27 protein-coding genes are annotated in these 26,943 nt (G+C 60.6%); 8 read left to right on the top strand and 19 right to left on the bottom strand.

The features are described 5' to 3' along the window. Positions 1-613 precede the first annotated feature (613 nt). Both olsE and ACYJRZ_RS28785 read left to right on the top strand, forming a co-directional pair. Positions 614-1,510 (top strand): ornithine lipid hydroxylase OlsE, encoded by an 897-nt coding sequence (gene olsE, locus ACYJRZ_RS28790; protein WP_459464480.1) that lies wholly within the window; start codon positions 614-616, stop codon positions 1,508-1,510. Between the two features lie 80 nt (positions 1,511-1,590). Continuing rightward, on the top strand, positions 1,591-1,977 hold the full coding sequence (locus tag ACYJRZ_RS28785; RefSeq protein WP_459464478.1) for a hypothetical protein: 387 nt from the start codon (positions 1,591-1,593) through the stop codon (positions 1,975-1,977). A gap of 55 nt (positions 1,978-2,032) precedes the next feature. Here ACYJRZ_RS28785 and ACYJRZ_RS28780 read toward each other — a convergent pair whose 3' ends face one another. From ACYJRZ_RS28780 to ACYJRZ_RS28735, 10 genes are all read right to left on the bottom strand, one after another. Next, positions 2,033-2,305, bottom strand: coding sequence for a hypothetical protein (locus tag ACYJRZ_RS28780; protein ID WP_459464476.1), 273 nt, complete (start codon positions 2,303-2,305; stop codon positions 2,033-2,035). After that, complete coding sequence (locus ACYJRZ_RS28775) at positions 2,302-2,502, bottom strand: hypothetical protein (protein ID WP_459464475.1); 201 nt, start codon at positions 2,500-2,502, stop codon at positions 2,302-2,304. The genes ACYJRZ_RS28780 and ACYJRZ_RS28775 overlap by 4 nt, the downstream gene beginning before the upstream one ends. A 65-nt stretch (positions 2,503-2,567) precedes the next feature. After that, positions 2,568-3,197, bottom strand: a complete 630-nt coding sequence (locus ACYJRZ_RS28770) for an outer membrane protein (protein ID WP_459464473.1) — start codon at positions 3,195-3,197, stop codon at positions 2,568-2,570. A 390-nt stretch (positions 3,198-3,587) separates the two neighbouring features. Next, complete coding sequence (locus ACYJRZ_RS28765; protein WP_459464471.1) at positions 3,588-4,808, bottom strand: MFS transporter; 1,221 nt, start codon at positions 4,806-4,808, stop codon at positions 3,588-3,590. Between the two features lie 152 nt (positions 4,809-4,960). Next, a complete protein-coding gene (locus ACYJRZ_RS28760) occupies positions 4,961-6,022 on the bottom strand; it encodes an ABC transporter ATP-binding protein (RefSeq protein WP_459464469.1) in 1,062 nt (353 codons plus the stop codon). Further along, positions 6,019-6,948, bottom strand: a complete 930-nt coding sequence (locus ACYJRZ_RS28755) for a PfkB family carbohydrate kinase (protein ID WP_459464467.1) — start codon at positions 6,946-6,948, stop codon at positions 6,019-6,021. Before ACYJRZ_RS28755 ends, ACYJRZ_RS28760 begins: the two co-directional genes overlap by 4 nt. Then, complete coding sequence (locus tag ACYJRZ_RS28750) at positions 6,949-7,971, bottom strand: SIS domain-containing protein (RefSeq protein WP_459464465.1); 1,023 nt, start codon at positions 7,969-7,971, stop codon at positions 6,949-6,951. It lies immediately after the preceding gene. Further along, on the bottom strand, positions 7,968-8,813 hold the full coding sequence (locus ACYJRZ_RS28745; protein WP_459464463.1) for a carbohydrate ABC transporter permease: 846 nt from the start codon (positions 8,811-8,813) through the stop codon (positions 7,968-7,970). Before ACYJRZ_RS28745 ends, ACYJRZ_RS28750 begins: the two co-directional genes overlap by 4 nt. After that, a complete protein-coding gene (locus tag ACYJRZ_RS28740; protein WP_459464461.1) occupies positions 8,813-9,697 on the bottom strand; it encodes a carbohydrate ABC transporter permease in 885 nt (294 codons plus the stop codon). Before ACYJRZ_RS28740 ends, ACYJRZ_RS28745 begins: the two co-directional genes overlap by 1 nt. Positions 9,698-9,771: 74 nt before the next feature. After that, the gene (locus tag ACYJRZ_RS28735) at positions 9,772-11,010 is read right to left on the bottom strand and encodes an extracellular solute-binding protein (RefSeq protein ID WP_459464459.1); all 1,239 of its coding nucleotides are present in this window, start codon (positions 11,008-11,010) and stop codon (positions 9,772-9,774) included. Between the two features lie 211 nt (positions 11,011-11,221). Here ACYJRZ_RS28735 and ACYJRZ_RS28730 point away from each other — a divergent pair, with 211 nt between their 5' ends. After that, positions 11,222-12,424 (top strand): ROK family transcriptional regulator, encoded by a 1,203-nt coding sequence (locus ACYJRZ_RS28730; protein WP_459464457.1) that lies wholly within the window; start codon positions 11,222-11,224, stop codon positions 12,422-12,424. A gap of 3 nt (positions 12,425-12,427) precedes the next feature. Here ACYJRZ_RS28730 and ACYJRZ_RS28725 read toward each other — a convergent pair whose 3' ends face one another. Beyond that, entirely contained in the window at positions 12,428-12,763 is a 336-nt protein-coding gene (locus tag ACYJRZ_RS28725) for a DUF6665 family protein (protein ID WP_459464455.1), read from the bottom strand. A gap of 254 nt (positions 12,764-13,017) precedes the next feature. Between ACYJRZ_RS28725 and ACYJRZ_RS28720 the strand changes: the two genes are divergently transcribed. Next, a complete protein-coding gene (locus ACYJRZ_RS28720; protein ID WP_459464453.1) occupies positions 13,018-13,551 on the top strand; it encodes a methylated-DNA--[protein]-cysteine S-methyltransferase in 534 nt (177 codons plus the stop codon). A 93-nt stretch (positions 13,552-13,644) separates the two neighbouring features. Here ACYJRZ_RS28720 and ACYJRZ_RS28715 read toward each other — a convergent pair whose 3' ends face one another. The 5 genes from ACYJRZ_RS28715 to ACYJRZ_RS28695 all read right to left on the bottom strand — a co-directional run bounded on the left by ACYJRZ_RS28715 (position 13,645) and on the right by ACYJRZ_RS28695 (position 19,946). Beyond that, positions 13,645-15,648 carry an aldo/keto reductase gene (locus ACYJRZ_RS28715; RefSeq protein ID WP_459464451.1) on the bottom strand — a complete coding sequence of 668 codons (2,004 nt, stop codon included), beginning with the start codon at positions 15,646-15,648 and terminating at the stop codon, positions 13,645-13,647. A gap of 50 nt (positions 15,649-15,698) precedes the next feature. Continuing rightward, positions 15,699-16,787, bottom strand: coding sequence for an ABC transporter ATP-binding protein (locus ACYJRZ_RS28710; RefSeq protein WP_459464449.1), 1,089 nt, complete (start codon positions 16,785-16,787; stop codon positions 15,699-15,701). Positions 16,788-16,802: 15 nt separating this feature from the next. Continuing rightward, entirely contained in the window at positions 16,803-17,639 is an 837-nt protein-coding gene (locus ACYJRZ_RS28705; RefSeq protein ID WP_459464447.1) for a carbohydrate ABC transporter permease, read from the bottom strand. After that, positions 17,636-18,496: a carbohydrate ABC transporter permease gene (locus ACYJRZ_RS28700; protein WP_459464445.1), complete on the bottom strand. Its 861-nt coding sequence runs from the start codon at positions 18,494-18,496 to the stop codon at positions 17,636-17,638. The genes ACYJRZ_RS28705 and ACYJRZ_RS28700 overlap by 4 nt, the downstream gene beginning before the upstream one ends. 175 nt (positions 18,497-18,671) lie before the next feature. Further along, on the bottom strand, positions 18,672-19,946 hold the full coding sequence (locus ACYJRZ_RS28695; RefSeq protein ID WP_459464443.1) for an ABC transporter substrate-binding protein: 1,275 nt from the start codon (positions 19,944-19,946) through the stop codon (positions 18,672-18,674). 86 nt (positions 19,947-20,032) lie between these two features. On the opposite strand from ACYJRZ_RS28695, the gene ACYJRZ_RS28690 reads away from it, so the two are divergent. Together ACYJRZ_RS28690 and ACYJRZ_RS28685 are read left to right on the top strand one after the other, a co-directional pair. Further along, entirely contained in the window at positions 20,033-20,983 is a 951-nt protein-coding gene (locus ACYJRZ_RS28690) for a helix-turn-helix domain-containing protein (RefSeq protein ID WP_459464492.1), read from the top strand. A gap of 62 nt (positions 20,984-21,045) precedes the next feature. Beyond that, entirely contained in the window at positions 21,046-21,816 is a 771-nt protein-coding gene (locus ACYJRZ_RS28685; RefSeq protein WP_459464441.1) for a TIM barrel protein, read from the top strand. A gap of 97 nt (positions 21,817-21,913) precedes the next feature. On the opposite strand, the gene copD is transcribed toward ACYJRZ_RS28685, so the two are convergent. Then, entirely contained in the window at positions 21,914-22,798 is an 885-nt protein-coding gene (gene copD / locus ACYJRZ_RS28680; protein WP_459464439.1) for a copper homeostasis membrane protein CopD, read from the bottom strand. Between the two features lie 33 nt (positions 22,799-22,831). On the opposite strand from copD, the gene ACYJRZ_RS28675 reads away from it, so the two are divergent. Next, entirely contained in the window at positions 22,832-22,957 is a 126-nt protein-coding gene (locus ACYJRZ_RS28675; RefSeq protein ID WP_459464437.1) for a hypothetical protein, read from the top strand. A gap of 221 nt (positions 22,958-23,178) precedes the next feature. Further along, a complete protein-coding gene (locus tag ACYJRZ_RS28670; RefSeq protein WP_459464435.1) occupies positions 23,179-23,952 on the top strand; it encodes a metallophosphoesterase in 774 nt (257 codons plus the stop codon). A gap of 7 nt (positions 23,953-23,959) precedes the next feature. Here ACYJRZ_RS28670 and ACYJRZ_RS28665 read toward each other — a convergent pair whose 3' ends face one another. After that, positions 23,960-25,441 (bottom strand): NAD-dependent succinate-semialdehyde dehydrogenase, encoded by a 1,482-nt coding sequence (locus ACYJRZ_RS28665; protein ID WP_459464433.1) that lies wholly within the window; start codon positions 25,439-25,441, stop codon positions 23,960-23,962. A gap of 71 nt (positions 25,442-25,512) precedes the next feature. Then, positions 25,513-26,784, bottom strand: a complete 1,272-nt coding sequence (locus ACYJRZ_RS28660) for a 4-aminobutyrate--2-oxoglutarate transaminase (protein ID WP_459464431.1) — start codon at positions 26,782-26,784, stop codon at positions 25,513-25,515. Positions 26,785-26,943 lie beyond the last annotated feature (159 nt).

The following is a 26,943-nucleotide window of genomic DNA, read 5'->3' as shown; positions in this document are numbered from 1 at the left end:
GGCCCGCCTAACGCGCGCTTCTTGCGTCTCGGCAAAACCTCATGCCTCAGCGGCGTTCGAGCTCGACTCGAGCAGACAGTCCACTGGACTGTCCCAACTAACGAACGGGTCAGAACCTCCCAGCAAACCAAACAGCTCCCCGTCCCAGCACCGTAGCCCTCGCGCAGAGGCATGAACGGCGACGCCAAGCATCCGCGGCTGCCGCACTTTTTCTCGAAATAACGCAATGCTCCCGTAATCTGCATCGCAGACCATCCGCGCAACAGACCAATCAAAGGCGGGTGGTTATGCGATCTTTTCTTCTTGTGGCCTGCATCTTGGCGGTCGTCAGCTCCTGTTTATCGGCTGCCGAACTCGGTTCGGAGCGCGGCAATCAGCACCCTTTCCTCGTTCAATATAGATATGACCCATGTACCGATGGTCGCATAAGCGACGGTCGCCCACACAGTTGCGAGGAGTTGCGGCGCGCCTGGCGGCATGATCGATGGCGGGACCGGCCGGATGCAGAATACAGTCGTGCACGGCGATCCTTTATCGATCCATGCATGAACGGCCGCTTTAACGACGGCCGGCCCCGATCCTGCAGGGAGCTGCTGGACTGGCTGGATTCGCAATGAAAGCGGCCCTTTCGCTGTCGTCCTGGCCTTTGGTGTTCTTCTCGGGCCTGATTCTCACCCATTTCGCCTTTGAGAGCGAACGGCCAATGCTTGGCTTTGCGCTAGTCTATGCCGGCGAGGTACTGCTGCTCCTGCTGCTCGAACGCCATATTCCTTATGAGCGGCACTGGCTGCTTCCTGATGGCGAAACGGCAAATAATATCGCTCACACGCTGCTGACCAAGGGTGTGGTGCAGCTACTCGCGCTAGTCGGCGCCGTTTTTCCGATGCTGGCGGCCACTGTACTGCAGCCGTTCGCCGACGCCCGCTTCGATCTGTGGCCAGCAGCACTACCCATGCCGTTTCAAGTGCTGATCGCCGTGGTCATTGCGGAATTCGGCCTTTACTGGTCGCACCGGATCGCTCATGAACGGCTGTTCTTCTGGCGCTTTCACGCGCTGCATCATAGCGTTATCAGGTTATGGGTCATCAATACGGGCCGTTTTCACATCGCCGATTCGCTGTTCAAGGTCGCCCTCAGCCAGCTGCCGCTCTATCTGATGGGCGCTCCGCTGCAGGTCTTTTGGTGGCTTGGCGCAGTCACGGCATTCCTAGGCATTCTCACCCACTGCAACGTCGATATGCGAACCGGCGCCTTCGATTATATATTCAGCACGCCGCGACTGCATCGCTGGCATCATTCCAAGGACATGCGTGAGGGCAACACGAACTACGGCGAGAATGTCGTGTTAATCGATTTGCTGTTCGGCACCTACTTCAATCCCGATCGACCATCTTCGACGGATATCGGCATTCGTGGCGAGGTCGCGAAAAGCTTCCTCGGCCAGCTGGCGCAGCCTTTCCGAAAGGAAGGCATCCGCCAGATCCTTGGGCGCCCGATAAAAAGCGGTTGATGCCGGCAAGCGCAATGCTGCCGTAATCCATGAGACGTACCCCTGCCTGCAATCTCCCTTCAGTTGCAAAGGACGTTCTTATGACTGCCATTCGCATGAAGCGGCTCCCCCGTGGGATTGCTGCGCTTACAGTCCTTCTGATCCTGTCGGCCTGCGCCTCGCAGATCATGAAGAGCTATATCGGCGCGCCGATCAGCAGCGTGATGCTGGACTACGGCCCGCCGGACAATGTCTATGATCTAGGCCCGGGCGCGCGTGCCTATCAATGGCGCAAGCAGAAGACGCAGGTGGTGCCAGGCCAATCCAGCGGCAAAATCCGGGATACGCGCCGCGGCAAGCGTTATGAAGTTACCGAAACGCCCGGCTATGTCGAGCATACGGGGTGTTTCTACACCTTCTATACCCGAGGCTCCGGTCCCGATTGGTATGTGACGAGTTTTCGCCAACCCTCGCTTGAATGCGAATAAATCCCTCTCGCTGCCTTGCGGAAGCCGATGATGCTGCTGCTCGCAAGGTATCAACTCAATCCCGACCGGGTTCATCGATTTCGCCCCATCGCCAACGCCATGGGGCATCGCTTTTCCACCAGGCAACGGAAATCAGCACTGCAGTCGGGAAGATGATCGCCGCGGCATAGCCGATTGGATGACTATCCGCATGATGCCCACCGACAAAGATAATGGCCGTCAACAACAGCGCATAGATAACAAGTGCGATCCAGCCCTGCCAACGGTAAGGCAGGCCGGCCCCGTAGCCGTATGCTTTGACATGGAACCATGGGGCTTGGTTTCTCATAAGGTCGATCCTTCGGCCGAGCGGTCATCTCTCCGCTGCACTTCTTCGCTTGCATTGTTAAGCAACTCTCGAGCAACGGCAAGGCGGCCGATCATGCGAGGCGCGGTGATTACGACTGGTTCGATTGTGTGCAGATGAAGCGGTTGATTTCCATGAATAAGAGCGGCGAGAGGATAGAAGCGGGGTTTCAAAGCCATCCTCCGCCGCTCTCCGTCGGGCATGCCCGGCTTGAAAAGGCATGCCGACTTCTGCAAATCGGCGATCAGAAGCGATAGTTCAGGCCGGCCTTGATGACGTGATCGCGCAGATCGGTCTTCGACTTGCCGCTCGATGTCGTCGTGGAGACGTCGTTGGTCATGACGTAGTTGTATTCGATCTTGGCCGACAGCCCGCCGCCGAAGCCCTGTTCGACGCCGCCGCCGACAAGATAGCCCTGCTTCCAGCTGCCGGAGGTGGAAGCGCCCCTGCTGCCTTCGAACTTCGTCATCGTCAGACCTGCGGTGCCATAGACGAGCGTACGGTCGAAGGTCAGGCCGGCTTTCGCCTTGGCGGCGCCGCGAAAGCGTTCTTCCACCCTGCCGTTCGGCACACGCAGCTCGTTATTTCCGAGATAGGAGCCTTCCAGTTCGGCGCCGACGATGCCAGGCCCTACCTGGAAATTGTAGCCGGCTTGCACGCCGCCTGTCAGGCCCTTGCCGCTGGCGAAAGGGTTGAACTTTGGCGAGGCGATACCGCCGTGGGCACCGAAGTAGGCGCCGCTCCACTGAAAGGCCTGCGGCCGATCATAGCCGGCGTCCGGGGCTTGATAGGTGGTGAGATCGGCCGCGGAAGCATTGACTGTGGCCGCCATGGCCAGAGCTGCGAACAGGAAAGATTTTGCGCTGAGCGACATTGCTAACTCCATACGAAACCCATGCGCCATCCCTCGGCGCTCGCAAGGTCTCTGTTTGCGTTGGAGAACCGGACATCGGTTCCTGATGCTCTCCGGTGCCGTCCGTCTTGGGAGCGGATCGTCTTCAGGAGATGGAGGTCATTTTGCCGGTGAGAATTGCGAGTACATTGCAGAATTCAAGAATATTGAGAAAGTTACCAATATTTTTAGAGAATTGAATAGATTTATTTAACTATTTTTTAAGGTCTCAAAAGGTCTGTTCGCGTTTCGGGATGGATATGCAGTGCTTTCGACTATTACCTTAGGATGCCTCTACCAATCTCGAGCGCGATATTCCTTACCCGCCCGATTAGCATCCTTGCACGCGGTCTACCTGCCCATCCCCCGTGCTTATTCGCCTGCTTGCGGCTCCTCATCATGAACGGATTCCAGCCATGCCGCGCCGACGGCCGCCCCCAGCGACAGTAGGAATGCCAGAAAGATGCAGGTTGTGCGAAACGAGGTCAGGCCCATCGCAGTACCCGTCAGCATGTATTCGAGCGGCAGGAACAGCAGAGCGATCGAATAGGAAAGACCCATCGCATGGGGTCGGCAGTCGCGTGGCGGCTTCAATTGCAGGATCTCGATGAAGGCGGGCGAAAGCCAGCCGTTCGCCAATCCGGCGACGAGACCGGCCACCATCATCGTCAGCGGCGAAATCTCGACCCATAGAATACCCATCGAAAGGGCCAGGCCGAGCAGAGCCTTCGAAACGATGGCCGCAGGCGCCGGCGCGGCATGGCGCGATGCGAGATGCAGGTTCATCATGATCGTGCCCGTCGCCGATGCCGCGATGAAGAGCCCGAGCCATGCAACCGAATCGCCCTGCAGGCGCAGAGCGGCCGGCACGATGAAAATCTGCAGTACCATGAAGAAGCCGAGCGCAGCGCTCGCGCAAAGAGCGAACGGCAAAGACACGGCCGCCGTGCGGAACCGCCTCCCGGCGCGGAGAATACCGCCAAGCGTCGGCGCCGGGCCTAAGCGGAACCGCGGCAGGCTGAAGGACAGCAGCATCATGGCGATGAAATTGCCGATCACGATCCACCATGCCGCATCTTTTGGACCGATAACGGCAACGAGGAAGGCGCTGGCAGCCGAAGCCGTCAGCAACAGGAGGCCGTCGATCGTGTCGTCGATGGAAGCGGCTGCAGCGGATGACAGTCTTGAAAGCCGTGCGATTTCCGGCGTCTTCGCCTCGGTGGCAACAGTTGCCGGACCGTCGAGGATCGACCCCGCGAAGCTGAGAAGGAGGAAGGTGCCAGGATGCAGTAAATCTGCCATATAAAGGATCGCGATCATCAACGACGACAGCATGCCGATCTTCGCGGAGATGAGCGCGGTATGGCGCGTGCCCAGCATCTCCGCCACATAGCCGCCAAAAACCATGCCGATCAGAAGAACCACGCCGTTCACGAAAGCGATCAGCGCCATGCATACGACGCTGCCGGTGAGGTCGTACATGATCCAAGGATAGAGGACGGTCGCGAAGGCGTGGCTGGTGTTCAAGGCGACATTGCTGAGCTGAAGCCCGATGAACGGCCAGCGCGTGCTGCGTTGAAATTGTTGAAACACGATTCTTTCCCAACGATCGTTTGCATCGTCAGGTTCGGTGCTCCACCTTGCGGCAACATTACGGAAATAAAACTATTGCAGGCGGGCTCCGGGGACCGCAGCGGCCGCCTGCGCCAGCCTCAGCGATCATGTCTCCAGGGTGCAAAGATCTATTAGCAGCGCTGCCCGGTGGCGCGATCGAAGAGATGCAGCGCGTTGGCATCGAAACCGAGCTTGAATGTCTGCCCTTCAGCAATCACGGTGCGCGGCGGCAGGCAGGCCATCAGCCGCTGCGAGCCGGCTTGTGCCGTCACGATCAGCTCCGGGCCGGTGAGTTCCGCAACCTCGCACACGGCCTCAAGCTTGCCGTCTTCCTCTAGATACAGTGTTTCCGGCCGAATGCCGATGACCAGCTCCTGGTCCTGCTTAATTTCGGTTTTCCTCGACGGCATTGGTAGCGTGATCGAGGTTCCGTCGATGCGGAGCGAACCCTGGTCGGCAGTTGCGTTCAAAAGGTTCATCGGCGGCGCGCCGACGAAGGTCGCGACATAGAGTGTTGCCGGATGATTGTAGATTTCGTCCGGCGTGCCGAGCTGTTCGATCCGCCCGTCCCGCATCACTGCGATGCGGGTTGCGAGCGTCATCGCTTCGATCTGGTCGTGTGTGACATAGACGACGGTGGTCTTCAGCATCTGGTGCAGGCGCTTCAGCTCGGTGCGCATCTCCATGCGCAGCTTGGCGTCAAGATTCGAGAGCGGCTCGTCGAACAGGAAGACTTCCGGCTTGCGCACCAGTGCCCGGCCGATCGCCACACGCTGGCGTTGGCCGCCGGAGAGCTGGCTTGGCTTGCGCTCCAGCAGCGCCTCAATCTGCAAAAGCTTCGCCGCCTCGCGCACCGCCTTGTCGCGCTCGGCGGCAGGCACCTTGCGCATCTCCAGGCCGAAGCCGATGTTGCGATGAACGGAGAGGTTCGGATAGAGCGCATAGGATTGGAACACCATGGCGATGTCGCGGTCCTTCGGATGCACGCCGAGCACGGAGCGATCACCGATACGGATATCGCCGCTGGTCGCCTCGGCAAGCCCGGCGATGATGTTCAGAAGCGTGGACTTGCCGCAGCCCGAAGAGCCGAGCAGAACCAGGAATTCGCCGCTTTCGAGCGAAATATCGATGCCTTTCAGTGTCTCTACTTCGCCGTAGCTTTTGCGGATGTTCTGGATTTCGAGCGCGCTCATGGAAGGGCCTCCTCGGATGCTTGGGCCGGGCCGTAGCTGCGCGGCAGAGTGGAAATGGCGCGAGATGCGACTGCGGTCCCCGCCGAAAGGCAGGCCGCAGGCGGCTCGCCGCGGGCAAGGGCGGCCAGGAAGCCCGCATTGAAGACATCGCCGGCGCCGATCGTATCGACGATCGTGACACGGCGCGCCGTGGCCGAAACGAGCTTGCCGTCGGCATCGATGGCGACCGCACCATCCGGACCGCGCTTGACGACAAAGATGGCGCCTTCAGGCATCAGTGCATGGAGCGCGCGCGCGGCTTCGGCCGGATCATCCATGCCGGCTAAGGTCGTCGTTTCGACCTCGTTCATGAGCGCCACGCCGCAGCGGGAGAGCCAACGCCGCGTGGCATCGCAATTCCCCTTAGTCCAGCCGTCGAGCGGCCAGCCTGTGTCGAGCGCGACGGTGATTCCATGCTTGTCGGCCCAGTCAAACAGGGCGTCGTAATCCCGCGTGAGATCTTCTGTGAGGAAGGCGCCGCAGAGCAGCGCATAGCCGCCGGCAAGTCGTTTGCCGTCGAGCACAGTCAGCACGTTGCCGAGATTGAAGCGCGGCAGGTGGCCGCGTGTCGTGAAGAAGGTGCGCTCGCCATCGGGATGAGTAATGCCGACCGAGAGCGTCGTGCTCTCAGGGCTGATAGGCCATTTGCTGCTGCGCACGCCAAATGCCTCGCTGAGCCAGCGCCCGAACTGATCGCTGCCGACATTGGCTGCAATCTCATAATCGACGCCAAGACCTTCCCAGGCAAGCGCGGTGTTGCCCGCCTGGCCGCCTACGCGCAGCTCGTCGTGGTCGACGATGATCTCGGTGCCGGCCTTTGGCCATGGTGTCGCCGGTCCGAGGATCAGGTCGATATTGACATTGCCGATGACTGCAAGCGGCTTCATTCATTCGCTCCGGGTGATCTTGGTGGAGCGTACCGGCGTGCCGGCATTCTCCACGCGCTCGTCGGCAAAGGCGATCATCAGCGACTGGGCGACGGGCAGCATCTGGAAGATGGCGGCAAGGCCGCTTTCCGGCTTGAAGCGAAGGGAGACGCAGCCGGGAACCGGCTCGTCCTCCGAGCCATCGAAGATGATCACCGGCGCGCCTGTCTCGGCGGCGGAAACGGCCATTGCCGTTACGAGCCCGGCGGTCGCATCATTGCCGCGGAACAGCGCCACGCCGATGGAGGGGCCAAGCATTTCCATCGGACCGTGACGTAGCTGGCCTCCTTCGAGGGAGAAGCACGGACGGCGGGACAGTTCGGTGAGACCGAGCGCCAAGGCTTCGGCTACGCCCTGCAGACGGCGGCCCGAGGTGACGACCGTGGCGACATTGGCGAGTGCTGCGAGCGCAGGCTTGATATCGAGCGTTTCGGGCGCGCGAAGCACGGCCAGGGCGCGCGCCGGATCCTGCCCGAGAGCGGCGAAGATCGCCAGATGCAGCGCGAAGGTGATGGTGAGGCTGCGGGTTGCCGCGAAGGCAAGCTCGGTACCGCCGGCGCCGACAAGAGAAGGCGCAGTTCTGGCCAGGAAGGAGCTGCCCTCCAGCGTCAGGCCGAAAGTCTCGGCGGTGCCGCCCGTCTCGTTGAACCAGCGCACGACCTCGGCGCTCTCGCCGGATTGCGAGGTCATGAAGATCGTGCGGCCCGCCAGCGACAATGGTTGGCCGAGCTGTTCGGAAAGCGGCAGGGCGATCGCATCGATGCCGGCGGCGCGATAGAGCGGCTCGACGGCACGATTGACCGCGTGGGAACCGCCCATGCCGAGCAGCAGGAGCCTGCCGGTGCGTTTCAGCGAGGCAGCGGCCTTGGCGGCCATCTCGGCAGCGGCCTCGAAGGAGGCGAGTGCATCGGTATGCTGGCGGGCCATTTCGCGGTCGATGGCGGCAAGGCCGGCGGGGCGTGTTTTCTCTTTGGTCATGGTCATCCCTTGACGCCGCCATTGGTGAGGCCCGAGATCAGGGCGCGTTGCATGACAAGGCCGATCAGCACCGGGGGCAGGGCGGCTAGCACACCGGCAGTCGCGATCAGTCCGTAATCCGAGACACGGCCGCCGGCGAGATCGGCAATGGCGACCGTGAGGGTCTTGGCGCGCTGGTCCGAGGTAAAGAGCAGCGCATAGAAGAATTCATCCCAGGCAAGCAGGAAGGCGAAAAGCGCCGAGGTTGCCATCACGGGCATCGCAAGCGGCAGCGTGATGATTCGCAGCGTCTGGAACAGCCCGGCACCATCGATCATCGCCGCAGCCTCTATCTCCTTTGGAATGGAATCGAAGCCGGATTTCATAAGCCAGGTCGTGAATGGCGCGAGAATGGTCAGATAGACGAGCGCCAGGCCGAAAACGTTGTTGAGCATGCCGAGATTGGCAAGGCCCATATAGAGCGGCACGGCAAGCGCCACCGGCGGCAGCATATAGGTGGCGATGACCATAGAAAGCGACCATCCAACAGACGGTGTGCGCGACACGGCCCAGCCGGCGGGGATAGCGAGCGCGATTGCCGCGATCGTCGCCATGCCTGCGACTTCGATGCTGTTGCGCAGCGACGAGGTGAAGGCGGCACCCTCGCTGTTTTCCAGCGTCGACAGCAGCAGCTTGTAGCGCGAGAAATCCGCCGTCTGCGGCCACCAGCGCAAGGGCTTGGCGGCGAGATCGGCAGCCGGCGAAATGCTCATGATGAAGAGCCAGGCGATCGGCGCCAGGATGACGACGGCGAGCAGGATGGCGCAGATATAGATGAAGCAGGTGAGGAGCGGGCTTTGGCGTTCCATCAGGTGGCACTCCCTGCGGTTTTGCGGACAAGGGCGGCATAAGCGGCGGCAAGCAGCGTGACCAGCAGCGTGACGATGAGGGCAAGCGATGCGCCCGACCCCGCTCGCTGGAAGGAGAAAGCTTCCTGATAGACGAGGATGGAGAGCGTGCGCGTGCTGTTTGCCGGGCCGCCGCGTGTCATCACCCAGATGATATCGAAGACCTTGAAAGCCTCGATGGTGCGCAGCACCAGCGCCACCATCAGCGGCCCCACAAGATAGGGAAGGATGACGAAGCGGAAGCGCTTGAAGGGGCCGGCGCCATCGACCAGCGAGGCGGCGGTGATATCGCGCGGTACCGCCTGCAGGGCGGCGAGCGCAATCAGCGCCACCAGCGGGAAATTCTTCCAGCAGTCGGCAACGATGAGTGCCGTCAGCGCCGTGCCCGGCTCGCCGAGCCAGGAGCGGTAGGCGTCGATGAGGCCAAGCTGAGTGAGGGCTGCGTTCAGCGCGCCATATTCTGGATTATAGATCAGCCGCCACAGCGTTGCGTTGACGACAGTCGGCAGCGCCCAGGGCAGGATCATCAGCGCGCGCAGCACGCCGCGGCCCTTGAAATTCTGGTTCAGCAGCAGGGCAGCCAGCACGCCGAGCACCATTTCGGCGGCAACGGAAATGATCGCGAACCACGCCGTGGTGATGAGGGTCCGTTGGAAATTGGAATTCGCCAGCATCTTCGCGTAGTTGTCGATACCGACGAAATTGCCGCCGGTTCCCACAAGCTTCGCATCGGTGAAAGAAAGGCCGACCGTGTCGGCGAGGGGCCAGCCGATGACAGCGATCATCACCACAAGCAGCGGCAGCATCAAAAGCCAGGCGCGAGTTGTCATGGAGGTGCCGGACATTGGCGGGCCCCTTCTTTCATTCTTTATGGAGGAGGTAAGAGGCGGGCGGCGATTGGCGCCGCCCGATGAGATTATCAGAGACCGCTATTGTCGGCAGCAGACTTCAGCGCATCTTCCGGAGAAGACTGGCCGAGCAGCGATTCCTGGATCGCCTGCTGAAGTGCGGTCGACAGTTCCTGATATTTCGGCGTCGTCGGACGCGGATACATGGCAGCGAGGCCGACCTTTGCGGCCGCGATCAGTTCTTCCTGGCCCTTGGTCACGGCCGGATCGCTATAGGACGATGCCCAGATCGGCAGGCTGAGCTTGGCATACTGGTTCTGCGTTGCCTGCGAGGTCATGAAGGAGATGTACTTCCAGGCTTCGTCGGGATGCTTGCTGGCAGAGGTGATGCCGAGGCCCATCGAACCGTTGACGGCCGAAGCCTCGCTCTTGCCGGCAACGCCCGGTGCCGGGACGACACCGACCTTGCCCGCGACCTTGCTGTCCTTCGGGTCGTTCGCCATGTTGTACATGTAGGTCCAGTTCAGCGCGAAGGCGGCATCGCCATTTTCGAAGACCTTGCGGACGTCCTCTTCGAGGAATTCCTTGGAGTTCGGGTTGGTGAGGCCGGACTTGTAGCTGGTGACCATGTATTTCAGGGCATCGAGGCCGCCGCCGGTTTGGAAGTCGGGCTTGCCGTCCTTGATGAAGTCGCCCTTGTAGGCACTGACGAGTGTGGCGTAGTCGCAGATTGCTGCTTCGGCCTGTGACCAGCTCCAGGCGATCGGGGTGGCGAGAAGACCCTTGTCCTTGATGATCTTCGCCTGTTCATTCAGTTCGTCCCAGGTCTTCGGCGGCGTCTTGATGCCGGCCTTGTCAAGGATGTCCTTGTTATAGAACAGGTACTTGGTATCGAGGATCCACGGCATTCCATAGTACTTGCCGTCATACTGGACCGTCGTCCAGGCACCTGGCAAAACGCTCTTCTTCGTGTCGTCGGAGATGCGCGAGGAGACGTCGACCAGAACCTTGTTGGTCGCGTATTCGGCAGGCCAGATCACGTCAAAGAGCACGACGTCGTAGCCGCCCCCAGAACCCTGCGCCAGCACGGTCTTGTCGTGCAGGCCTTCATAAGGGACGAATTCGAGATTGACCTTGATGTCCGGATTGGCCTTGGAAAAGGCATCCGTCATGGCGCGCACATCGGCTTCGCTATAGGCAGCCTGCGCCATGAAGAGGGCATTGATCGTGGTTTCGGCAAAGGCGTGCGAGGCGAGGGATGCGCCGATCAGCGCCGCGCCCAGCAATGTCTTGTTCAATGATTTCAACATTCCATCCTCCAGTTTTTGACAGTCACGCGATTTTTCCAAAGGCGGCTAACGTCGCCATCGGTTGTCGAGCAGGCAATTGGCCGGGCTGGCTGCCGAACATTGATCGGAGCGTCGCTTAAGTTCCCTGATGAAACTCTGTGGTTTCTTTTAAGTCAATTGTCTTGACTAATTTCTTCTTCAATATTCTATTGCTGTCAAGAGGCAAAAACAGATGAACGATATTCGCCCGATCAGGGCTACCAGCGGAACGAACCACGAGGGCACCAGCGCCCATAACCGGCGGGTGATCATCGACGCCTTGCGATTGAATGGTGCGCTCTCCCGCGCCGACCTCGCTCGCGCCACGCGCCTCACGAAACAGACGGTCTCCAACATCATGGAGGAGCTGGAGCACGACGGGTTGGTGACCTCAAGGGAAACGGTGCGACGCGGCCGCGGCCAGCCCTCGACCCCTTATGGCTTGGTGCCGGAAGGCGCTTTCGCCATCGGGCTGCAGATCGACCGGCACATCACCCGCGCCATCGCCGTCGATCTCGTCGGCAATGTCCTCATCCGCAAGGAAGCAAATTTGCCGGCCGGTGGCCCGGCGACGGGCACACCGGTGGTTCTGAAACTGATAGAAGACGTGCGCGTCGAGCTTCGGCAACGCGTGGCGCAGGCGGAGAAACGCCTCGTCGGCCTCGGCGTGGCGATGCCGGGTCCCTTCGGCATCGAGCAAGAGGATGCCGACAATCCCTGGATGATGGGCGCATGGCAGCGCTTTCCGCTGCTCGAAACGCTGTCGGCCGGAACTGGCCTCAACGTCACCCTGCAGAATGACGCCGCGGCTTGCGCGACCGCCGAGCGCATGGTCGGCGCCGCACATGGCCTCGACCATGCCGTCTGCCTCTATGTCGGCTATGGTATTGGTGCCGGGCTCATCCTCGGCGGCGAGCTCTATAGCGGCGCCCATGGCAATGCCGGCGAAATCGGCATGGCGCTGCTGACATCAGGCGGGAAACAGACCCAGCTGGAGCATCGCGCCTCGTTGGCTTCACTCTACGATCACCTCGGCGTCGATCCGATGGCGCCGGATATCTATTCGCTGATAGATAAGCGCGCAGCTGCAGACGATCCCGATATTCTCGCCTGGGTCGAGAGGGCGGCGGTCGATCTGCGCTGGAGCGTGCAGCTCATCGAAACAATCTTCGACCCACAGACGGTGATTCTGTGCGGCGGCGCACCGGCGGCGCTCGCGACGCGGTTGATTGCTGCCATGCAACCGCTCCTACCCTCCAATGCCGATCGTCCCGATCGGTTGCTGCCGCGCCTGCAGCTCGGCATGACCGATCCTTGGGCAGTAGCGCGCGGTGCGGCGGCAGAGCCGATCGGCCACGCCTTCGATCCGCGTTTCCAGGCGATCTTGAAATCCTAATAGTCAGGGATGTCTCGGGCTGGCGCCGAGCCGCGCGAGCACCTTGTTCGGAATGCCATAGCGCTGGATGACATCGCGGCCGTTGCGCAGGCCGCAGATCTCGCGATGGATGAACATGGCCCAGACGGCTTGCGCCGCGATGTCCACCAGCCGCTCGTGCTCGACGCCCTCCTTGCCGTTGGCCTCGCTCTCCTGCAAGGCTGCAAGCGCCGCTTCCACCTTCATGCCATGATGGCCGAGCGTGCTGGCGCGTTCCGACATCATCTCATATTCGAGAATGCCAAGCCCGGTTTCTTTGGTTTGAGAGGGATTGAAGTTGCGTGGCGGGCGAACAGTCATATCGAGCTCCGCATGCGTGACGAGCTGGCTTTCCGCGATTCTACACAATTCCAGTACATTCCCCAAGCGGGCGCATGGCGGCTGCGTCATCTTGCGGCTGGGCACACAAATCTGGAAATGCCGGGGTTTTCGCGCCCGGCGTCCGTTTTCGGGTGGTTGGCGACGGTCATTTGCGGTCCAATGGGGACATAAGCGCTCCATCAGAGGTAATCTCGCCCGATGCCATGAGCGCAATTCAAAGAAAGGATATCGGCATGACCAAAGCCTCGAAAAATGCGGAAAAGCAGTATGTCTATCGGATCATGAACTCGCCCGTCGGCGCATTGAAGCTCGTCGGCAGCGATGATGGGCTTGCCGCGATCCTCTGGGACAATGATCGCCCAGGCCGTGTGCCCTTGCTGATCGTGGCGGAAGATGACAGCCATCCCGTGCTCTTGGAAACCGAGCGGCAGCTCCGCGAATATTTCGCCGGCGAACGACAGGTTTTCGATCTGCCGCTCGATTTTGCCGGAACGGAGTTTCAGCAGAAGGTCTGGCAGGCCCTGCTCGCCATTCCCTTCGGCGAGACGCGCAGCTATCGCCAGATCGCGACCGAGATCGGCTCGGCAAAGGCGATCCGCGCCGTCGGCGCCGCCAATGGCCGCAACCCGATCTCGATCATCGCGCCCTGCCATCGCGTAGTGGGTTCGGCTGGTGATCTGCGCGGGTTCGCCGGCGGTCTCGAGCGCAAGGCCTATCTGCTGAGGCTTGAGGGCGCGGACACGAAGACATTCGATTTTGCCGCTTGATCGTTTGATGGTCATTCAGGGAGGCATAAAAGCCCATCCGGTTTCCCGGATGGGCTTTTTGTTTCAGCGCTGTTTGAAGGCGCCAGACCTATTTCAGCCCTCGAGCCACTTCACCTGTTCCGGCGTCAGTTTGATATCGAGCGCCGAAAGGCTGTCTTCCAGCTCGGCGATCGTGCGCGGGCCGATCAGCGGTATTACAGGGAAGGGTTGCGCGACGACATAGGCCAGCGCGATGTGGATCGGGTTGCGGCCGAGCTTCTGCGCCAGTTCGATCGCCCGATCACGGCGACCGAAATTGCGGTCGGAATACCAGACGCGGACCAATTCCTCGTCGTCGCGCTTGTCGCGGCCGGCGCGGTCGGTAAAGAAGCCGCGCCCCTGGCTCGACCAGGCGAAGTTCGGGATCTGCTTGGCATTGAGCCACGTCTTCCACTCATCGTCCGAGGCGGCGATGCAGCCGGCCCAGATCGGGTCGAGCATTTCCGCAAGCGAGAAGTTGTTGGAAAGGGCCGCCGGTGCCGTCTTGCCGTTCTTCTCGGCATAGGCGATCGCCTCGTCGAAGCGAGCGCGCGTCCAGTTCGAGCCGCCGAAGATGCCGCGGATGCGGCCGGCCTTCACCTCGGCATCCATGGCATCGACGAACTCGCCGACCGGAACGTCGGTATTGTCGCGGTGCATGAAGTAGATGTCGACATAGTCGGTCTTCAGGCGGTTGAGGGATTGGTCGAGCTGCTTGGCGATCACATCCGGATAGCAGAGCGGCGAATGGGCACCCTTGCCGATCAGCACGATCTCCTCGCGCGGCACGTTGCGGCTGGTGTGCCAGTCGCCGAAGATGCTCTCCGTTTTGCCGCCGCCATAGACATAAGCCGTGTCGAAGGCATTGCCGCCGGCTTCATAGAAGGCGTCGAGCGTTAGCGAGGCGGCTGCGAAATTCGGGAAGAATTCGAAGCCGAGCGTGACCAGCGATGCCGGCTTGGATATGCCGGGAATACTGCGCTTCGGAATGCTGTTGCCTTTAATGACGGTCGCGCCAGCAATGTTCTTCGTGCGCTTCGCTGCTTTCTCGACGCTATATTCAAGGCCGATCGAAGCGCGCCATTGGTCGAGCACCTTGAGGTTTCCGATCGAATCGGCCCAGCTGATGCCGGGATAGGCGAATTCCTTTTGCCCGGCGCAGATGGCATCGCCGGCCCCATCGACTTCGAAGGAATAGAGCCAGCGATCTTCCTTGACCTCGATCGTCTGGGTCTCGCCGCCCTTGATGACGTCGATCTTGCCGACACCGCCCTTGTGACCGGAGGCAAACCAGAAGTCCTTGACTTCGATACGGCCTTCGGAGCCGATGATGCGCAGCGTGTTGTCCTGGTTCGCCATGATGGAGCAGGACACTTCGGCAATGATGTCGTTCGGGAACTTCAGCACGGCCGAAGCCCATTCGTCGACGCCGGTCTGGCCGAGATGGCCGACGCCCGACACCTTTTCCGGATCGAGGAACGGCTTGCCGTCGACCGCGCCGGCGATCAGCCGGGCCATCGAGACCGGATAGCCGCCGACATCGAGAATGCCGCCACCGGCCATCTCATTGGCAAACAGCCGATGCTCTGGATTGACCTTGCCCATGTTGAAACCGAAGGAGGTGCGGATGATGCGCAGCTCACCGATCACGCCGCTTTTTACGAGCTCGATCAGCTTCGCCGTCTGCGGATGGACACGATACATGAAGGCTTCGCCAGCGAAGACACCGGCTTTCTTGGCCTCATAATAGATGGCCTCCGCATCGAAGGCGGAAAGCGCTATCGGCTTTTCGACGAGTACATGCTTGCCGGCGCGGATTGCTTTGATCGCCCATTCGGCATGGCCGGTATGCGGCGTGGCGATATAGACGGCGTCGATCTCCTTGTCGGCGAGGAGGGCTTCATACCCATTGACGATGCGTGCGCCTGGGAAACCGTCACCGAGGCCCGGCTTGTCCGGGTTGCGGCTGGCGATCGCCACCAGCTTACCGCTGCGGGAATGGGCGATACCATCGGCAAAAGTCTGTGCGATCCTGCCGGGGCCGATGATGCCCCAGCGGATTTGTGTCTTAGTAGTCATGGAACGATCCTTTCTAAATCTGCATGCTGTCTTGGGAGAATGGGCAGCGCCTATCGCAATCGGTTGCCGGCGCCGTCGAACAGGAATGTCTTGGCGGCGGAAAGCGCCACGGTGAGCTTGTCGCGGTTGCCCGTGTTGCGGGATTCCTCGCGCTCGATGACGATCTGCTCGCCGCCGTCGACATTGGCGTAGATGTAGCTGGTATTGCCGAGATGCTCTGCGACGTCGACATCGACGGTCATGTCCACATCACCCCGTCCGGCCTCGAGGAAATGTTCAGGGCGGACTCCGAGCGTCACCTGCTGCCCGACCTCCAGCTTTGCCGAGGTGATCGGCAATGTGAGGCGGACATTGCGCTGGCCCTTGAGCACGACGGCGATGCGGCCCTGCTGATTGTCTGCGACCTCGGCCTGCAGGAAGTTCATTTTCGGCGAGCCGACGAAGCCCGCGACGAACTGGTTGGCCGGGTCATCATAGAGATCGAGCGGCGCGCCGACCTGCTCGATGTTGCCGCCGCGCAGCACGACGATCTTGTCGGCGAGCGTCATCGCCTCGGTCTGGTCGTGGGTGACGTAGATCATCGTCGTGCCGAGCTTCTTGTGAAGGCGCGAGATTTCCACGCGCATCTGTACGCGCAGTTCGGCGTCGAGGTTTGAGAGCGGCTCGTCAAACAGGAAGATCTGCGGTTCGCGAACGATGGCGCGGCCGATGGCGACGCGCTGACGCTGGCCGCCGGAAAGCTGCTTCGGCCGGCGCTGCATCAGCTCCGTGATCTGCAGGATCTCGGCCGCCTGTTTGACGCGGCGGTCGGTGTCGGCCTTCGGATTGCCGTTCATCCGCAGCCCGAAATTGAGGTTCTGCTCGACGGTCAGGTGCGGGTAGAGGGCATAGGACTGGAAGACCATGGCGATGCCGCGATCGGCTGGTTCCACATCATTGACGACGCGGCCGCCGATCTTCAGTTCGCCGCCGGAAATATCCTCGAGCCCGGCGATCATGCGCAGCAGTGTGGACTTGCCGCATCCGGACGGCCCGACGAAGACGACGAATTCGCCGTCCTTCACCTCGAGATTGGCGCCGTGGATGATTTCCAGCGAACCGTAGCGTTTGACGATATTGGTAAGAGACAGTTCAGCCATACGGGTCTCCCGGAATTATTTGATTGCGCCGGCGGCAATGCCGGCGATGAAGTGGCGTTGCAGGAGAACGAAGATGATGAGGATCGGCGCCGTCAGCATCACGGCACCAGCCATGATGCCGCCCCAGGAGACCCTGGTGAGGCCGATCAGCGTTCCAAGTGCCACGGGTGCGGTCATCATTCCAGGCCGGGAGTTGATGAGCAGCGGCCAGAGGTAGTTGTTCCAGGAGGCCAGGAACAGGATGATGGCGAGTGCCGCCATCGTCGGCCTTGCAAGCGGCAGGGCGATGCGCAGGAAGATCTGCCATTCCTTGACGCCCTCAACGCGGGCGGCGTCAAAGAGTTCGCCCGGCATCATCGAGAAGGCCTGACGCATGAACAGCACGCCGAGCGAATTGAAGAGCGGCGGCACAATCAGCGCAACCCATGTGTTCGCCAGCCCGAAATCACGCGCCACCATGATGAATTGCGGAATGATGACGACGGAGTAGGGCAGCGTGATGGTGCCGAGGATGATGCCGATGACTCCCGCGCGGCCGGCGAACTGATAGCGCGCCAGCGCCCAGCCGGCCATCGATGTCAGCAGCACCGACAGGAAAGTGTAGACGATGGCAACGACGATGGAGATCGTCATCGCGCCGACGAAGTTGGTGTCGGCCTGCAGGTTCCGGAAGTTGTCCATGAAACCAGTCGACGGTGTCAGGACGATGCCGGGGCTGAAAATGCCGTAATCGGGCATGGTCGAGAAGACGAACATCATCCAGATCGGAAACAGCCAGATGATGGCGAGCGGCGCCAGCAGGCCGTGCAAGGCGATCGAGCGGATCAGAGTGGATTTGGACTTTGATTTCATTTCGGTTCGCGCCCCACCCAGAGATTGAGAAGAGAGATGGCTACCGCAAGCGCCGCCATCGTATAGGCGATCGCGGAGGCGTAGCCGAAGTTGGTCGACTGGAAAGCCTGGCGATAGAGCAGCAGGCCGAGCGTTTCCGTCCCACCGCCAGGGCCGCCTCTGTTGGTGATCAGATACGGTTCGGTGAAGAGCTGCATGGTGCCGATGACAGACAGGACGACGCAGAAGAGGATGATCGGCTTCAGGAGCGGCAGGGTGATGTGGATGAACTGCTTGAAGCGGCTGACGCGGTCGAGGGTCGCGGCCTCGTAAACATCTTCGGGGATCGATTGCAGCCCCGACAAGATGATGATGGCGTTGTACCCGGCCCAGCGCCAGGTCACCGCGATGATGATAAGGACCATGGCGGCATGCGAGTCGGCAAACCACGATATCGGCGCAATGCCCACGCCGCCGAGCAGCTTGTTGATGATGCCGAAGTCGACATTGAACATCAGGCGGAAGACGGCTGCATAGGCCACTTCGCCAACAACGACAGGCGCGAAGAAAGCAAAGCGAAAAATGCCACGCGCCTTCAACAGCGGCGAATTCAGCAGCACCGCCATGACAGTGGCGAGCGTGATCATGACAGGCACCTGAACGATCAGGATGATCAGCGTATTTTCGAGCGCGTTGTAGAATGCCGGATCGCCGAACAGCCGCCCCCAATTGAGCGACAGATTGAAGGTCCAGGGATTAACCCGGGTATTCTGGAACGAAATCAGGAACGAATCGATGATCGGCCAGACCCAGAACGCGGCGAATACCAGAAGATAGGGTGCAAGGAACGCATAGGCGCTCCGGTTTCGCAACCGCATGAAAGCCTTCTCCTTTAGCGCAGGAAAATGATGCGTGACATCACATCCCCGCCGCTCCTAGAGCGTGACGCCGAAAAGTGTAGGCGGTTTTCCGACGACGTCACGCTCTACGTCTTTGATTTTAGAGCGGCGGGGATGCCGGGCGCGGCTTGGGAGGCACGCCCGGTAGTGTCGCTCATTTCGCGAGCGGCAGACCCGTCGCCGAAGCGATCTGCTGAGCTGCATCGTCGAGCGCGGCCTTGCCATTCGGATAGCCGCCAGCGAGATATTTCGTCTGGACAGCCTTTATGACCTCATCGGCATCACTGAAATACTGCGTGCCCGGGCTTGGGTTGATTTTCGGCAGGGTGGCAAGAATATCGGCCCAGACCTTTTGCCCGCCCCAATAGGGCTGCGGCTGGTTGACGAAGGGATCCTGGACCGCCGTCAGCAGCGATGGAACAAGGCCGAAGGATTTCAGCATAGTCACCTGACCCTCATTGGTGCCAAGCGTGTATTCGAGAAACTTCCAAGCGGCTTCCTTGTGCTTGGATCCGCTGGCGATTGCGAGCGACGAGCCGCCAAGATTGGCTGCGTGCGGGCCGTCGGCCGTCATGCTCGGCATCGGGTAGACGCCCCATTTGCCGGCAAGATCCGGCGAGGTGGAGCGGACAGTGCCTTCATACCAACCACCATAGAGCTGCGAGGCCACCTTGCTTGCCGTGTTCGCCTGGATCTTCTCGTTCCAGTTCGCCGCGGTCATCAGCCCCGCGTCTTTGATTTCTTTTACCTTGTCCAGTGCCTTGACGCAGCCGGGCTGGTTGACAGTGATGCTCTGGCTGTCACCCGAAAAATAACCGCAACCCTGTTCGTTGGCGAGCATGCGGAACCATTCGGTGTCGCCGTTGAGATCGGCCTGCGTCATCACGACACCAGGATTGGCGGCGGAGATTTTCTTGCCAGCGGCGATGAAATCGTCCCAGGTCTTGATCGTTGCCGGATCGACGCCTGCCTTTTCATACATGTCGCGGCGATAGAACATGGTGACCGGGCCGGAATCCCACGGCATGGCGTAGGCGGCATCGCCGACTTCAAGCTCGGCGCGCTTGAAATTCGGGAACTGCTTCTTCAGTTGGTCGTTATAGCCAAGCTTCGTGAGATCGGTCAGGCAGTCCGGAAAGCGGTTCCAGAAGATCGAAGCCTTGTGGTTTTCGATCGACATGACATCGGGCAGGCCATCGCCGCCGGCAGCGCAGGCAGCCAGCATCTTGTCGAAGACGCCTGGGTTGCCGATGTCTTGCACCTCGACCTTGATGTCGGGATTTTTCTTATTGAATCCCTCGACCGTCGACTTCAGCGCCGACGCGGCGATATTCCAGCTCCAGACTGTGATGGTGGTTTGCTCAGCAAAGGCAGAACCGGAAGCAAGCAGGGCAGCAAGTGCCGTCGCTCCAGCAAGTTTTAAACGCATTGAAAATCCTCCCTTTTCAATTGCCGTCCTCAGTAGAACACGCTTAAACTATCCGCCGGTACGCTTCTGTCTCCTAAAAAGGGAACATCGACTTGGCGAAAAGTAAGGTGGGTCAACGGGCAGTTTATCAGCCGGGTGCGAGCAGTGTCGAAGGGCTCCCAAACGTCCTGCAGATGTTTCATAACCACCCGTTGCCGATGGCAAAGCCGCATTGGCACGCACAGGTGGAAGTCAATTACATCGTCCGCGGAACCGTGCACTATCGCATCGGCGATCACGAGCTTACTTTGCGAGCCGGTGAGATCTGCCTCTTCTGGGGTGGTCAGCCGCATCAGCTGGACGAACTGTCAGAGGATTCGATCTATGCCGGCGCGCATCTACCGCTCGTCCATTTTTTTCGACTGCGGCTGCCGCTCGATATCTCGGGCCGCCTCATTCGCGGACAGACATTGATAAGCTCGGCGACGGATACCGCCGATGATGAAAACTTCGCGCGATGGCACCGTTATGTCATGTCCGAAGACGGTGCCAAGGCCGAACATGCCGTTGCGGAACTCCTCCTGCGTCTGGAGCGCATCGCCTTTGAGCCCTATCGCATGGTTCCGGAAAAGCCGGCGAATCCGGTGAATGACCAAGCTCATCCGCAATCCTCGCGCAGCTTGGCGCGCATGTGCGATTTCATTGCCGAAAATTTCCTGCATGACATCGATACGGTGGATATCGCCAAGGCGGCGAATCTTCATCCAAAATACGCCATGAACCTCTTCAAGAAATCCACCGGCATGACGCTGGCGAAATATGTGAGCCTGCTGCGGCTTTCGCGGGCGCAGGCGATGCTGATGCGCGATGGCGCCAATGTTCTGCAGGTCGCCATGGACAGTGGCTTCGGCTCGATCAGCGCTTTCAACAAATCCTTCCGCCATATTGCCGGGATGACGCCCTCCGATTTCCGGCGCGATATGCGCGTGCTTTCCGCAGTGAAAGTAGAGGCCCTCAAACCTTCAATGCCGCGACCGTCGCAGCAATATCATCGCTAGAGAGGCTTGCGGTCACGCATGATCTCGCGCATTGCTCCTGACCGATGAGGGAGGAGAATCTCATGCGGCGGTTTTCAGCTTGTATCGAGTGGTTGTTTGCGCGCGATGGCGATGTTTTTGCCGATCGTATCTGGCTGGCGCATGCGGCCGGCTTCGATGCGGTCGAGTTCTGGCACTGGACCAACAAGGATCTGGACGCGATCGTAGCTGCAGTCGCCGAGACTGGAATTGCGGTGTCCGGCATCGTCGCGGAGCCGATGATCGCGCTGACGAATCCGGCAAACAAAGAGAGCTGGCTCAAGGGGCTGCGAAAGTCCGTTGCTATCGCCCAGCGTCTCGGGGCGCCAGTTCTGATCGCGCAAGCCGGTGATGATCTGCCGGAATTTTCCCGCACCGAGCAGCGGGCAGCCATCGTCGCTGCCCTCAGCGCCGGCGCCGGTATTCTCGAGGGGTCCGGCGTTCGGCTCGGCCTCGAGCCACTGAACACGAGGATAGACCATGCCGGCTACTATCTGTCCTCGACCATGGAAGGCCTCGATATCGTCGATGAGGTGGACCGCCCGGAAGTGGGCATCGTCTACGATCTCTATCATTCTGCCGTCATGGGCGAGGACACGCAGCAGGTGATCGGCGATCGCATCGACCGCATCGTCCATCTCCATGTTGCCGATCATCCCGGCCGCAACGATCCCGGCAGCGGCCATATCGATCTGGCGAAGCGACTGGATTGGCTGTACGGCCAAGGCTATCGCGGCAGGGTGGGTCTGGAATATAAGCCGACGACGCAAGATCCGGCAGCCGTTCGCGCTGTTGTGAAATCGCTCGGCGGTTAGAGCAATTCCAGGAAAAGTGCGGAGCGGTTTTCCGTCAGGAATTGCGTAAAAACAAAGAGATAGAGCATTTCGCGATTCGAAGAAAAGCGAAACGGCTCTAGACTGGCTCCATCGTGCCAAAGACGGCGACAAGCGCGATGACGACAATGCCGATGACGATCTCGGCGATGCTTCCAAGCCGGAGGGCCAGCAGAGCGCGCGCCGGCTTGCGGCCGATCCAGGGAACGAAGACGTAGCGGTTGATGATGGCCAGCATCGCCATGACGCCGACCAGCGCGATCTTGATGGCAAGCAGTTTCTGGTAGGGCGAAGACAAGTCCGTCGGCAGCCGTTTCAGGATCAGCAGCGTATTGATGATACCGGAGAGGATGACGAGCGCGACCGCAACGTGACCGGCATTGGAGAACCGGCGCAGCGCCGCTTGTGCCTCGGCCCTGCATTCCGGCCGGCTGAGAAGCTTGAGGATAGGGATAAGCGCCACCAGCGCACCCAGCCAGCCGCCGCCGACGAGCACATGCAAGATATCGCTAACCCGGTGCGCCTGCTTTAGCCAGCCTTCCAGCATCGAGGCATGCCCGGTCAGTGACAGCGAGGCAAGCCCGAGGCCGGCACCCAGGGCCAGCCCATGGCGGCGCCGGTTCTCGGGCAGTAGCAAGGCGAAAACCATCACGATAGTCGCCAGCGCCTGCGCCTGCCAGGCAACCCCGACCGTGGTTTGGAAGACCACGTCACGGATCATGCCGACATCGAGGGCTTCGCTCCAACCGTTGCCGATAATCGCCGTCGTCACCGGTAGCGCGGCCAACACTGTTGAAATGGCAAGCGCAGCAATCAGCAGGAACGGCTTTGCAACCATGCGCCAAACGATGTCGGCAAGTGCTCCTGGTACCAGGAACGAGAGATAGGCGCAGGCGCCCCATAGAAACATCAGGGATGCATCATGCAGGAAGCGGCAGAGTTGGAGCGCTGTTGTCGGATCCATTACGGCTTCACGATAAGTTTACAGGCGCCATGAATGGGACGTTCCAGTTCGGGGCATGTCGTTTGCGATAGCAAATCCGGCAGCCAATATGCCGAAGCTTCCGACATCCATGTCTTTCTCGGGTTGAACGGCGGGAATTTCTCGCGCCAGCTTGGCTAGCGCGATAGGAGTGCGGATACGCACTGTCAACTTTCTCCGTGCATAAGAGCGTCGTTCGGGACGCTTTGCCGCAAGGCGGGGTTGGTGCCGAGGGCTCGGCCTTGCTGCTGGAACCATCATCGGCGATGATTTCTGCCTTTTTGGCAAAGAATCGTCATTTTTGAGTCCTTTTTGCAGACACGGTTGAGGCGTTCCGAAGTGTGCGCTCGAAAGGCAGTTTTATGGCGGCGTCCAGGATACGCGAAAAAATGGCCAATGGCTTCGCTCATCGTCGGCACCGGGAGTGGCTCGAAGATCTCGATATGCCTACCTACGTCATCGGCGATGTCCACGGCCGTTACGATCTTCTGAGCGCACTGGAGCGCAAGATCTTTGCCGATGCGGCTGGGCTCCCCGGCCGCAAGCTCATCATCATGCTGGGGGATTTCATCGATCGCGGTCCGGCGTCGGCGCAGGTCGTCAGCCGCTTGATGGCGCCGCCGCCGAACGGTTTCGACCGCATCTGCCTGACCGGCAATCATGAGATGGCGATGCTGTCCTATATCGACGGTGAGATATCGCTCGAGGATTGGGTGGCGCTCGGCGGGGATGCGACGCTCGCCTCCTATGGCGTGGATATCCCTCGCCTTCAGCAGCTATATCCCAAGCGGAAGAAGCTCGATACGTTCATCCGCACCTGGTTGCCCGACGATCACGTTAATTTCCTGCGTCGCCTGCCGATCCTGCTGGATACGCCAGATGCACTGTTTGTTCATGCCGGCATCGATCCGGATCGGTCGATTGCCGACCAGCAAGACGACGACCTCGTCTTCATCCGCTCCCGCTTCTACGACAGCGCACAACCGCTGCCGAAGTTGATTATCCACGGCCACACACCGGTCCAGCGGGCGGAAGTCAACGGTCTCAGGCTCAATCTCGATACTGGCGCCTTTTACAGCGACCGGCTGAGTGCGGCCCGCCTGTGGCAGGGCCGCATTCATATCACCTCAACCTGATAGCTGGCTACAGATTGCCGATGCAGAGATACTTCATTTCCAGATAGTCATCGGCACCATGGCGCGAGCCTTCGCGGCCGAGGCCGGATTGCTTGATGCCGCCGAAGGGTGCCGTTTCCGATGACATCAGGCCGGTATTGATGCCGACCATGCCATATTCCAGCGCTTCCGCCACACGCCAGACTTTCTTCAGGTCGCCGGCGAAGAAATAGGCCGCGAGGCCGAATTCCGTATCGTTAGCCTGTGCGATGACATCCTCGACAGTGTCGAAGCGGAAAAGCGGTGCAACCGGACCGAAGGTTTCCTCGCGGGCGACCTTCATGTTTCGGTCGACGCCCGTCAGGATGGTCGGTGCAAAGAAGGTGCCGGCACCTTCGATGCGCTTGCCGCCGAGTACGACGCGAGCACCCTTCGAAACGGCATCCCGAACATGGTCTTCGGCCTTGGCGACGCCTTGTTCGTCGATCAGCGGCCCCACGGTTACGCCCGGCTTGAAGCCGTCACCCACGGAAAGTTCGCCCACCTTCGCGGCAAGCTTGGCGGCAAAGGCGTCATAGACGTTGGATTGCACATAGATGCGGTTGGCGCAGACGCAGGTCTGACCGGCGTTACGATATTTTGAAGCCATCGCACCTTCGACGGCGGCGTCGAGATCGGCATCATTGAAGACGATGAAGGGCGCATTGCCGCCAAGCTCGAGGCTGACCTTCTTGATCTGGTCGGCGCACTGGCGCATCAGGATGCGACCGACTTCGGTCGAGCCGGTGAAGCTGATCTTGCGCACCTTCGCATTGCCGCAAAGCTCGCGACCGATTGCCGGGCCATCGAGGCCGACGATGATGTTGAGCACGCCGGCGGGAACGCCCGCCTCTTCGGCAAGCACAGCAAGCGCGATCGCCGTCAGCGGCGTCTGCTCGGCAGGCTTCGAGACGACGGTGCAACCGACGGCAAGCGCCGGCGCGATCTTGCGAGCGATCATGGCCGCCGGGAAATTCCAGGGCGTGATGGTGCCGACGACGCCGACCGGCTGCTTGATGACGACCATGCGCTTGTCGTTGGACGGCGCGGGAATGGTTTCGCCATAGATGCGCTTGGCCTCTTCCGCATACCATTCGACGTAGGAGGCGGCGTAGAGGATCTCGCCTCTGGCTTCCGGCAGGGGCTTGCCCATTTCGGCGGTCAGGATCGCCGCCAGCTCATCGGCGTTGGCGATCATGAGATCGAACCATTTGCGTAGGATTGCGGCCCGTTCCTTGGCCGGGCGAGCGGCCCAGGCGACCTGGGCGATATGGGCGGCGTCGATGGCAGCGGTTGTCTCGGCGGCACCCATATCGGGCAGTGAGGCAAGCACTTCGCCGGTCGCGGGATTGATGACATCGAAGGTCTTCGTCGCCCCGCCGCCCGTCCAGGCGCCGTTGATATAGCCGGCGGCGCGTAGTAGGCGCGACGAGAAGGGAACATGCTTTGTCATTGCCGTTGTAAAGGACATGCTATGCACTCCGATAGATTTCGCCCGGCAGGCTGCACGGACGGATAAGGGAAATACGCGGGTCGGCTTAATTAATGCGAGACGCTCGCCTCGATCAGCGATGCCTCAAGAATGTCGAGCGCTTCGTTGAACACGCCGTCCTGAATGGTGATTGGCGACAAGAACCGGATGACGTTGCCGTAAACACCGCAGGTTAACAGGATCAGCCCCTTGTCGAGCGCGGTCAGCCGCACCTTGTTGGCGAAATCCGCGCTCGGCAGCTTCGTCGCCGCATCGTTGAATTCGACCGCATTCATGAAGCCAGGACCGCGGATATCAGCGATCTCGGGCACCTTGTCACGCAGCGATTCCAGCCGTTGTTTCAGGCGCGAGCCGAGTTGGTTGGCGCGGTCGCACAAGCCTTCATCGGCGATGACGTCCAGCACGGCATGGGCTGCGGCGATGCCGAGCGGATTGCCGCCATAGGTGCCGCCGAGGCCGCCCGGCCTGGGAGCATCCATGATCTCGGCGCGACCGGTGACGGCGGCGAGCGGGAAGCCGCCGGCAAGGCTCTTCGCCATGGTGACGAGATCGGCCGCCACCTCATGGTGATCCATTGCAAACATCTTGCCAGTGCGCGCAAAGCCGGTCTGAACCTCATCGGCTATCAGGAGAATGCCGTGCTGGTCGCAGATCTCGCGCAGCGCCTTCATGAAGGCTGAGGGCGCCGGATAGAAACCGCCTTCGCCCTGAACGGGCTCGAGAATGATCGCGGCCACGCGCTGCGGGTCGACATCGGCGGAAAAAAGCTTCTTCAGCGTCGCCAGCGACTGCTCGACGCTGATGCCGTGCAGCGGCACGGGGAAGGGCGCATGGAAGACATCGCCCGGCATCGGGCCAAAGCCGATCTTATAAGGCGCCACCTTGCCGGTCAGCGCCATGCCCATGAAGGTGCGGCCGTGGAAACCGCCGCCAAAGGCGATGATGGCGGAGCGGCCGGTGGCGGCGCGGGCGATCTTGACGGCATTTTCAACCGCTTCCGCACCCGTCGTCACGAAAATCGTCTTCTTCGTGAAATCGCCGGGGACGATCGCATTCAGCCGCTCGGCGAGATGCACATAGCTCTCATAGGGCACGACCTGGTGGCAGGTATGCGTGAAACGATCGAGCTGTTCCTTGACGGCAGCAATGACGCGAGGATGGCGATGGCCTGTGTTCACCACGGCGATGCCGGAAGCGAAATCGATATAGCGATTGCCTTCCTTATCCCAGATCTCAGCATTTTCGGCACGATCGGCGTAGATCTGCGTTGTCATGCCGACGCCGCGGGAAATGGCGGCGTTCTTCCGCTCGGTCAAAGTCATTGCAGTGGCTCCCAGAAAGTGCGTGCGAATTATCTTGCAGAACTTCTGCAAGCTATCTGTAAAATTCCTACATTTTTCCTGTAGGATTTCAAGCGGGATTTTGTAAGGGAGACAAGAATGAGCCGAAGGCGGCGGGAGGTTGCCGCTTTCCTTTAGGGC

The sequence above is a fragment of the Rhizobium sp. No.120 genome (assembly GCF_054558365.1).
Note: the sequence above shows the minus strand (reverse complement) of the source record. Positions and strands in the feature narration are given on the sequence as shown.

Bases quoted from the DNA above. Each gene is read 5' to 3' on its own strand.
- ACYJRZ_RS28710 (WP_459464449.1), bottom strand. From the start codon at position 16,787: ATGGCTGAACTGTCTCTTACCAATATCGTCAAACGCTACGGTTCGCTG.
- ACYJRZ_RS28760 (WP_459464469.1), bottom strand. From the start codon at position 6,022: ATGAGCGCGCTCGAAATCCAGAACATCCGCAAAAGCTACGGCGAAGTA.
- ACYJRZ_RS28740 (WP_459464461.1), bottom strand. From the start codon at position 9,697: ATGTCCGGCACCTCCATGACAACTCGCGCCTGGCTTTTGATGCTGCCG.
- ACYJRZ_RS28775 (WP_459464475.1), bottom strand. From the start codon at position 2,502: ATGGCTTTGAAACCCCGCTTCTATCCTCTCGCCGCTCTTATTCATGGA.
- ACYJRZ_RS28700 (WP_459464445.1), bottom strand. From the start codon at position 18,496: ATGCGGTTGCGAAACCGGAGCGCCTATGCGTTCCTTGCACCCTATCTT.
- ACYJRZ_RS28745 (WP_459464463.1), bottom strand. From the start codon at position 8,813: ATGGAACGCCAAAGCCCGCTCCTCACCTGCTTCATCTATATCTGCGCC.
- ACYJRZ_RS28715 (WP_459464451.1), bottom strand. From the start codon at position 15,648: ATGACTACTAAGACACAAATCCGCTGGGGCATCATCGGCCCCGGCAGG.
- ACYJRZ_RS28730 (WP_459464457.1), top strand. From the start codon at position 11,222: ATGAACGATATTCGCCCGATCAGGGCTACCAGCGGAACGAACCACGAG.
- ACYJRZ_RS28675 (WP_459464437.1), top strand. From the start codon at position 22,832: ATGGGACGTTCCAGTTCGGGGCATGTCGTTTGCGATAGCAAATCCGGC.
- ACYJRZ_RS28785 (WP_459464478.1), top strand. From the start codon at position 1,591: ATGACTGCCATTCGCATGAAGCGGCTCCCCCGTGGGATTGCTGCGCTT.
- ACYJRZ_RS28735 (WP_459464459.1), bottom strand. From the start codon at position 11,010: ATGTTGAAATCATTGAACAAGACATTGCTGGGCGCGGCGCTGATCGGC.
- olsE (WP_459464480.1), top strand. From the start codon at position 614: ATGAAAGCGGCCCTTTCGCTGTCGTCCTGGCCTTTGGTGTTCTTCTCG.
- ACYJRZ_RS28670 (WP_459464435.1), top strand. From the start codon at position 23,179: ATGGCGGCGTCCAGGATACGCGAAAAAATGGCCAATGGCTTCGCTCAT.
- ACYJRZ_RS28665 (WP_459464433.1), bottom strand. From the start codon at position 25,441: ATGTCCTTTACAACGGCAATGACAAAGCATGTTCCCTTCTCGTCGCGC.
- ACYJRZ_RS28705 (WP_459464447.1), bottom strand. From the start codon at position 17,639: ATGAAATCAAAGTCCAAATCCACTCTGATCCGCTCGATCGCCTTGCAC.
- ACYJRZ_RS28660 (WP_459464431.1), bottom strand. From the start codon at position 26,784: ATGACTTTGACCGAGCGGAAGAACGCCGCCATTTCCCGCGGCGTCGGC.
- ACYJRZ_RS28720 (WP_459464453.1), top strand. From the start codon at position 13,018: ATGACCAAAGCCTCGAAAAATGCGGAAAAGCAGTATGTCTATCGGATC.
- ACYJRZ_RS28780 (WP_459464476.1), bottom strand. From the start codon at position 2,305: ATGAGAAACCAAGCCCCATGGTTCCATGTCAAAGCATACGGCTACGGG.
- ACYJRZ_RS28770 (WP_459464473.1), bottom strand. From the start codon at position 3,197: ATGTCGCTCAGCGCAAAATCTTTCCTGTTCGCAGCTCTGGCCATGGCG.
- ACYJRZ_RS28755 (WP_459464467.1), bottom strand. From the start codon at position 6,948: ATGAAGCCGCTTGCAGTCATCGGCAATGTCAATATCGACCTGATCCTC.
- ACYJRZ_RS28685 (WP_459464441.1), top strand. From the start codon at position 21,046: ATGCGGCGGTTTTCAGCTTGTATCGAGTGGTTGTTTGCGCGCGATGGC.
- copD (WP_459464439.1), bottom strand. From the start codon at position 22,798: ATGGATCCGACAACAGCGCTCCAACTCTGCCGCTTCCTGCATGATGCA.
- ACYJRZ_RS28725 (WP_459464455.1), bottom strand. From the start codon at position 12,763: ATGACTGTTCGCCCGCCACGCAACTTCAATCCCTCTCAAACCAAAGAA.
- ACYJRZ_RS28750 (WP_459464465.1), bottom strand. From the start codon at position 7,971: ATGACCATGACCAAAGAGAAAACACGCCCCGCCGGCCTTGCCGCCATC.
- ACYJRZ_RS28695 (WP_459464443.1), bottom strand. From the start codon at position 19,946: ATGCGTTTAAAACTTGCTGGAGCGACGGCACTTGCTGCCCTGCTTGCT.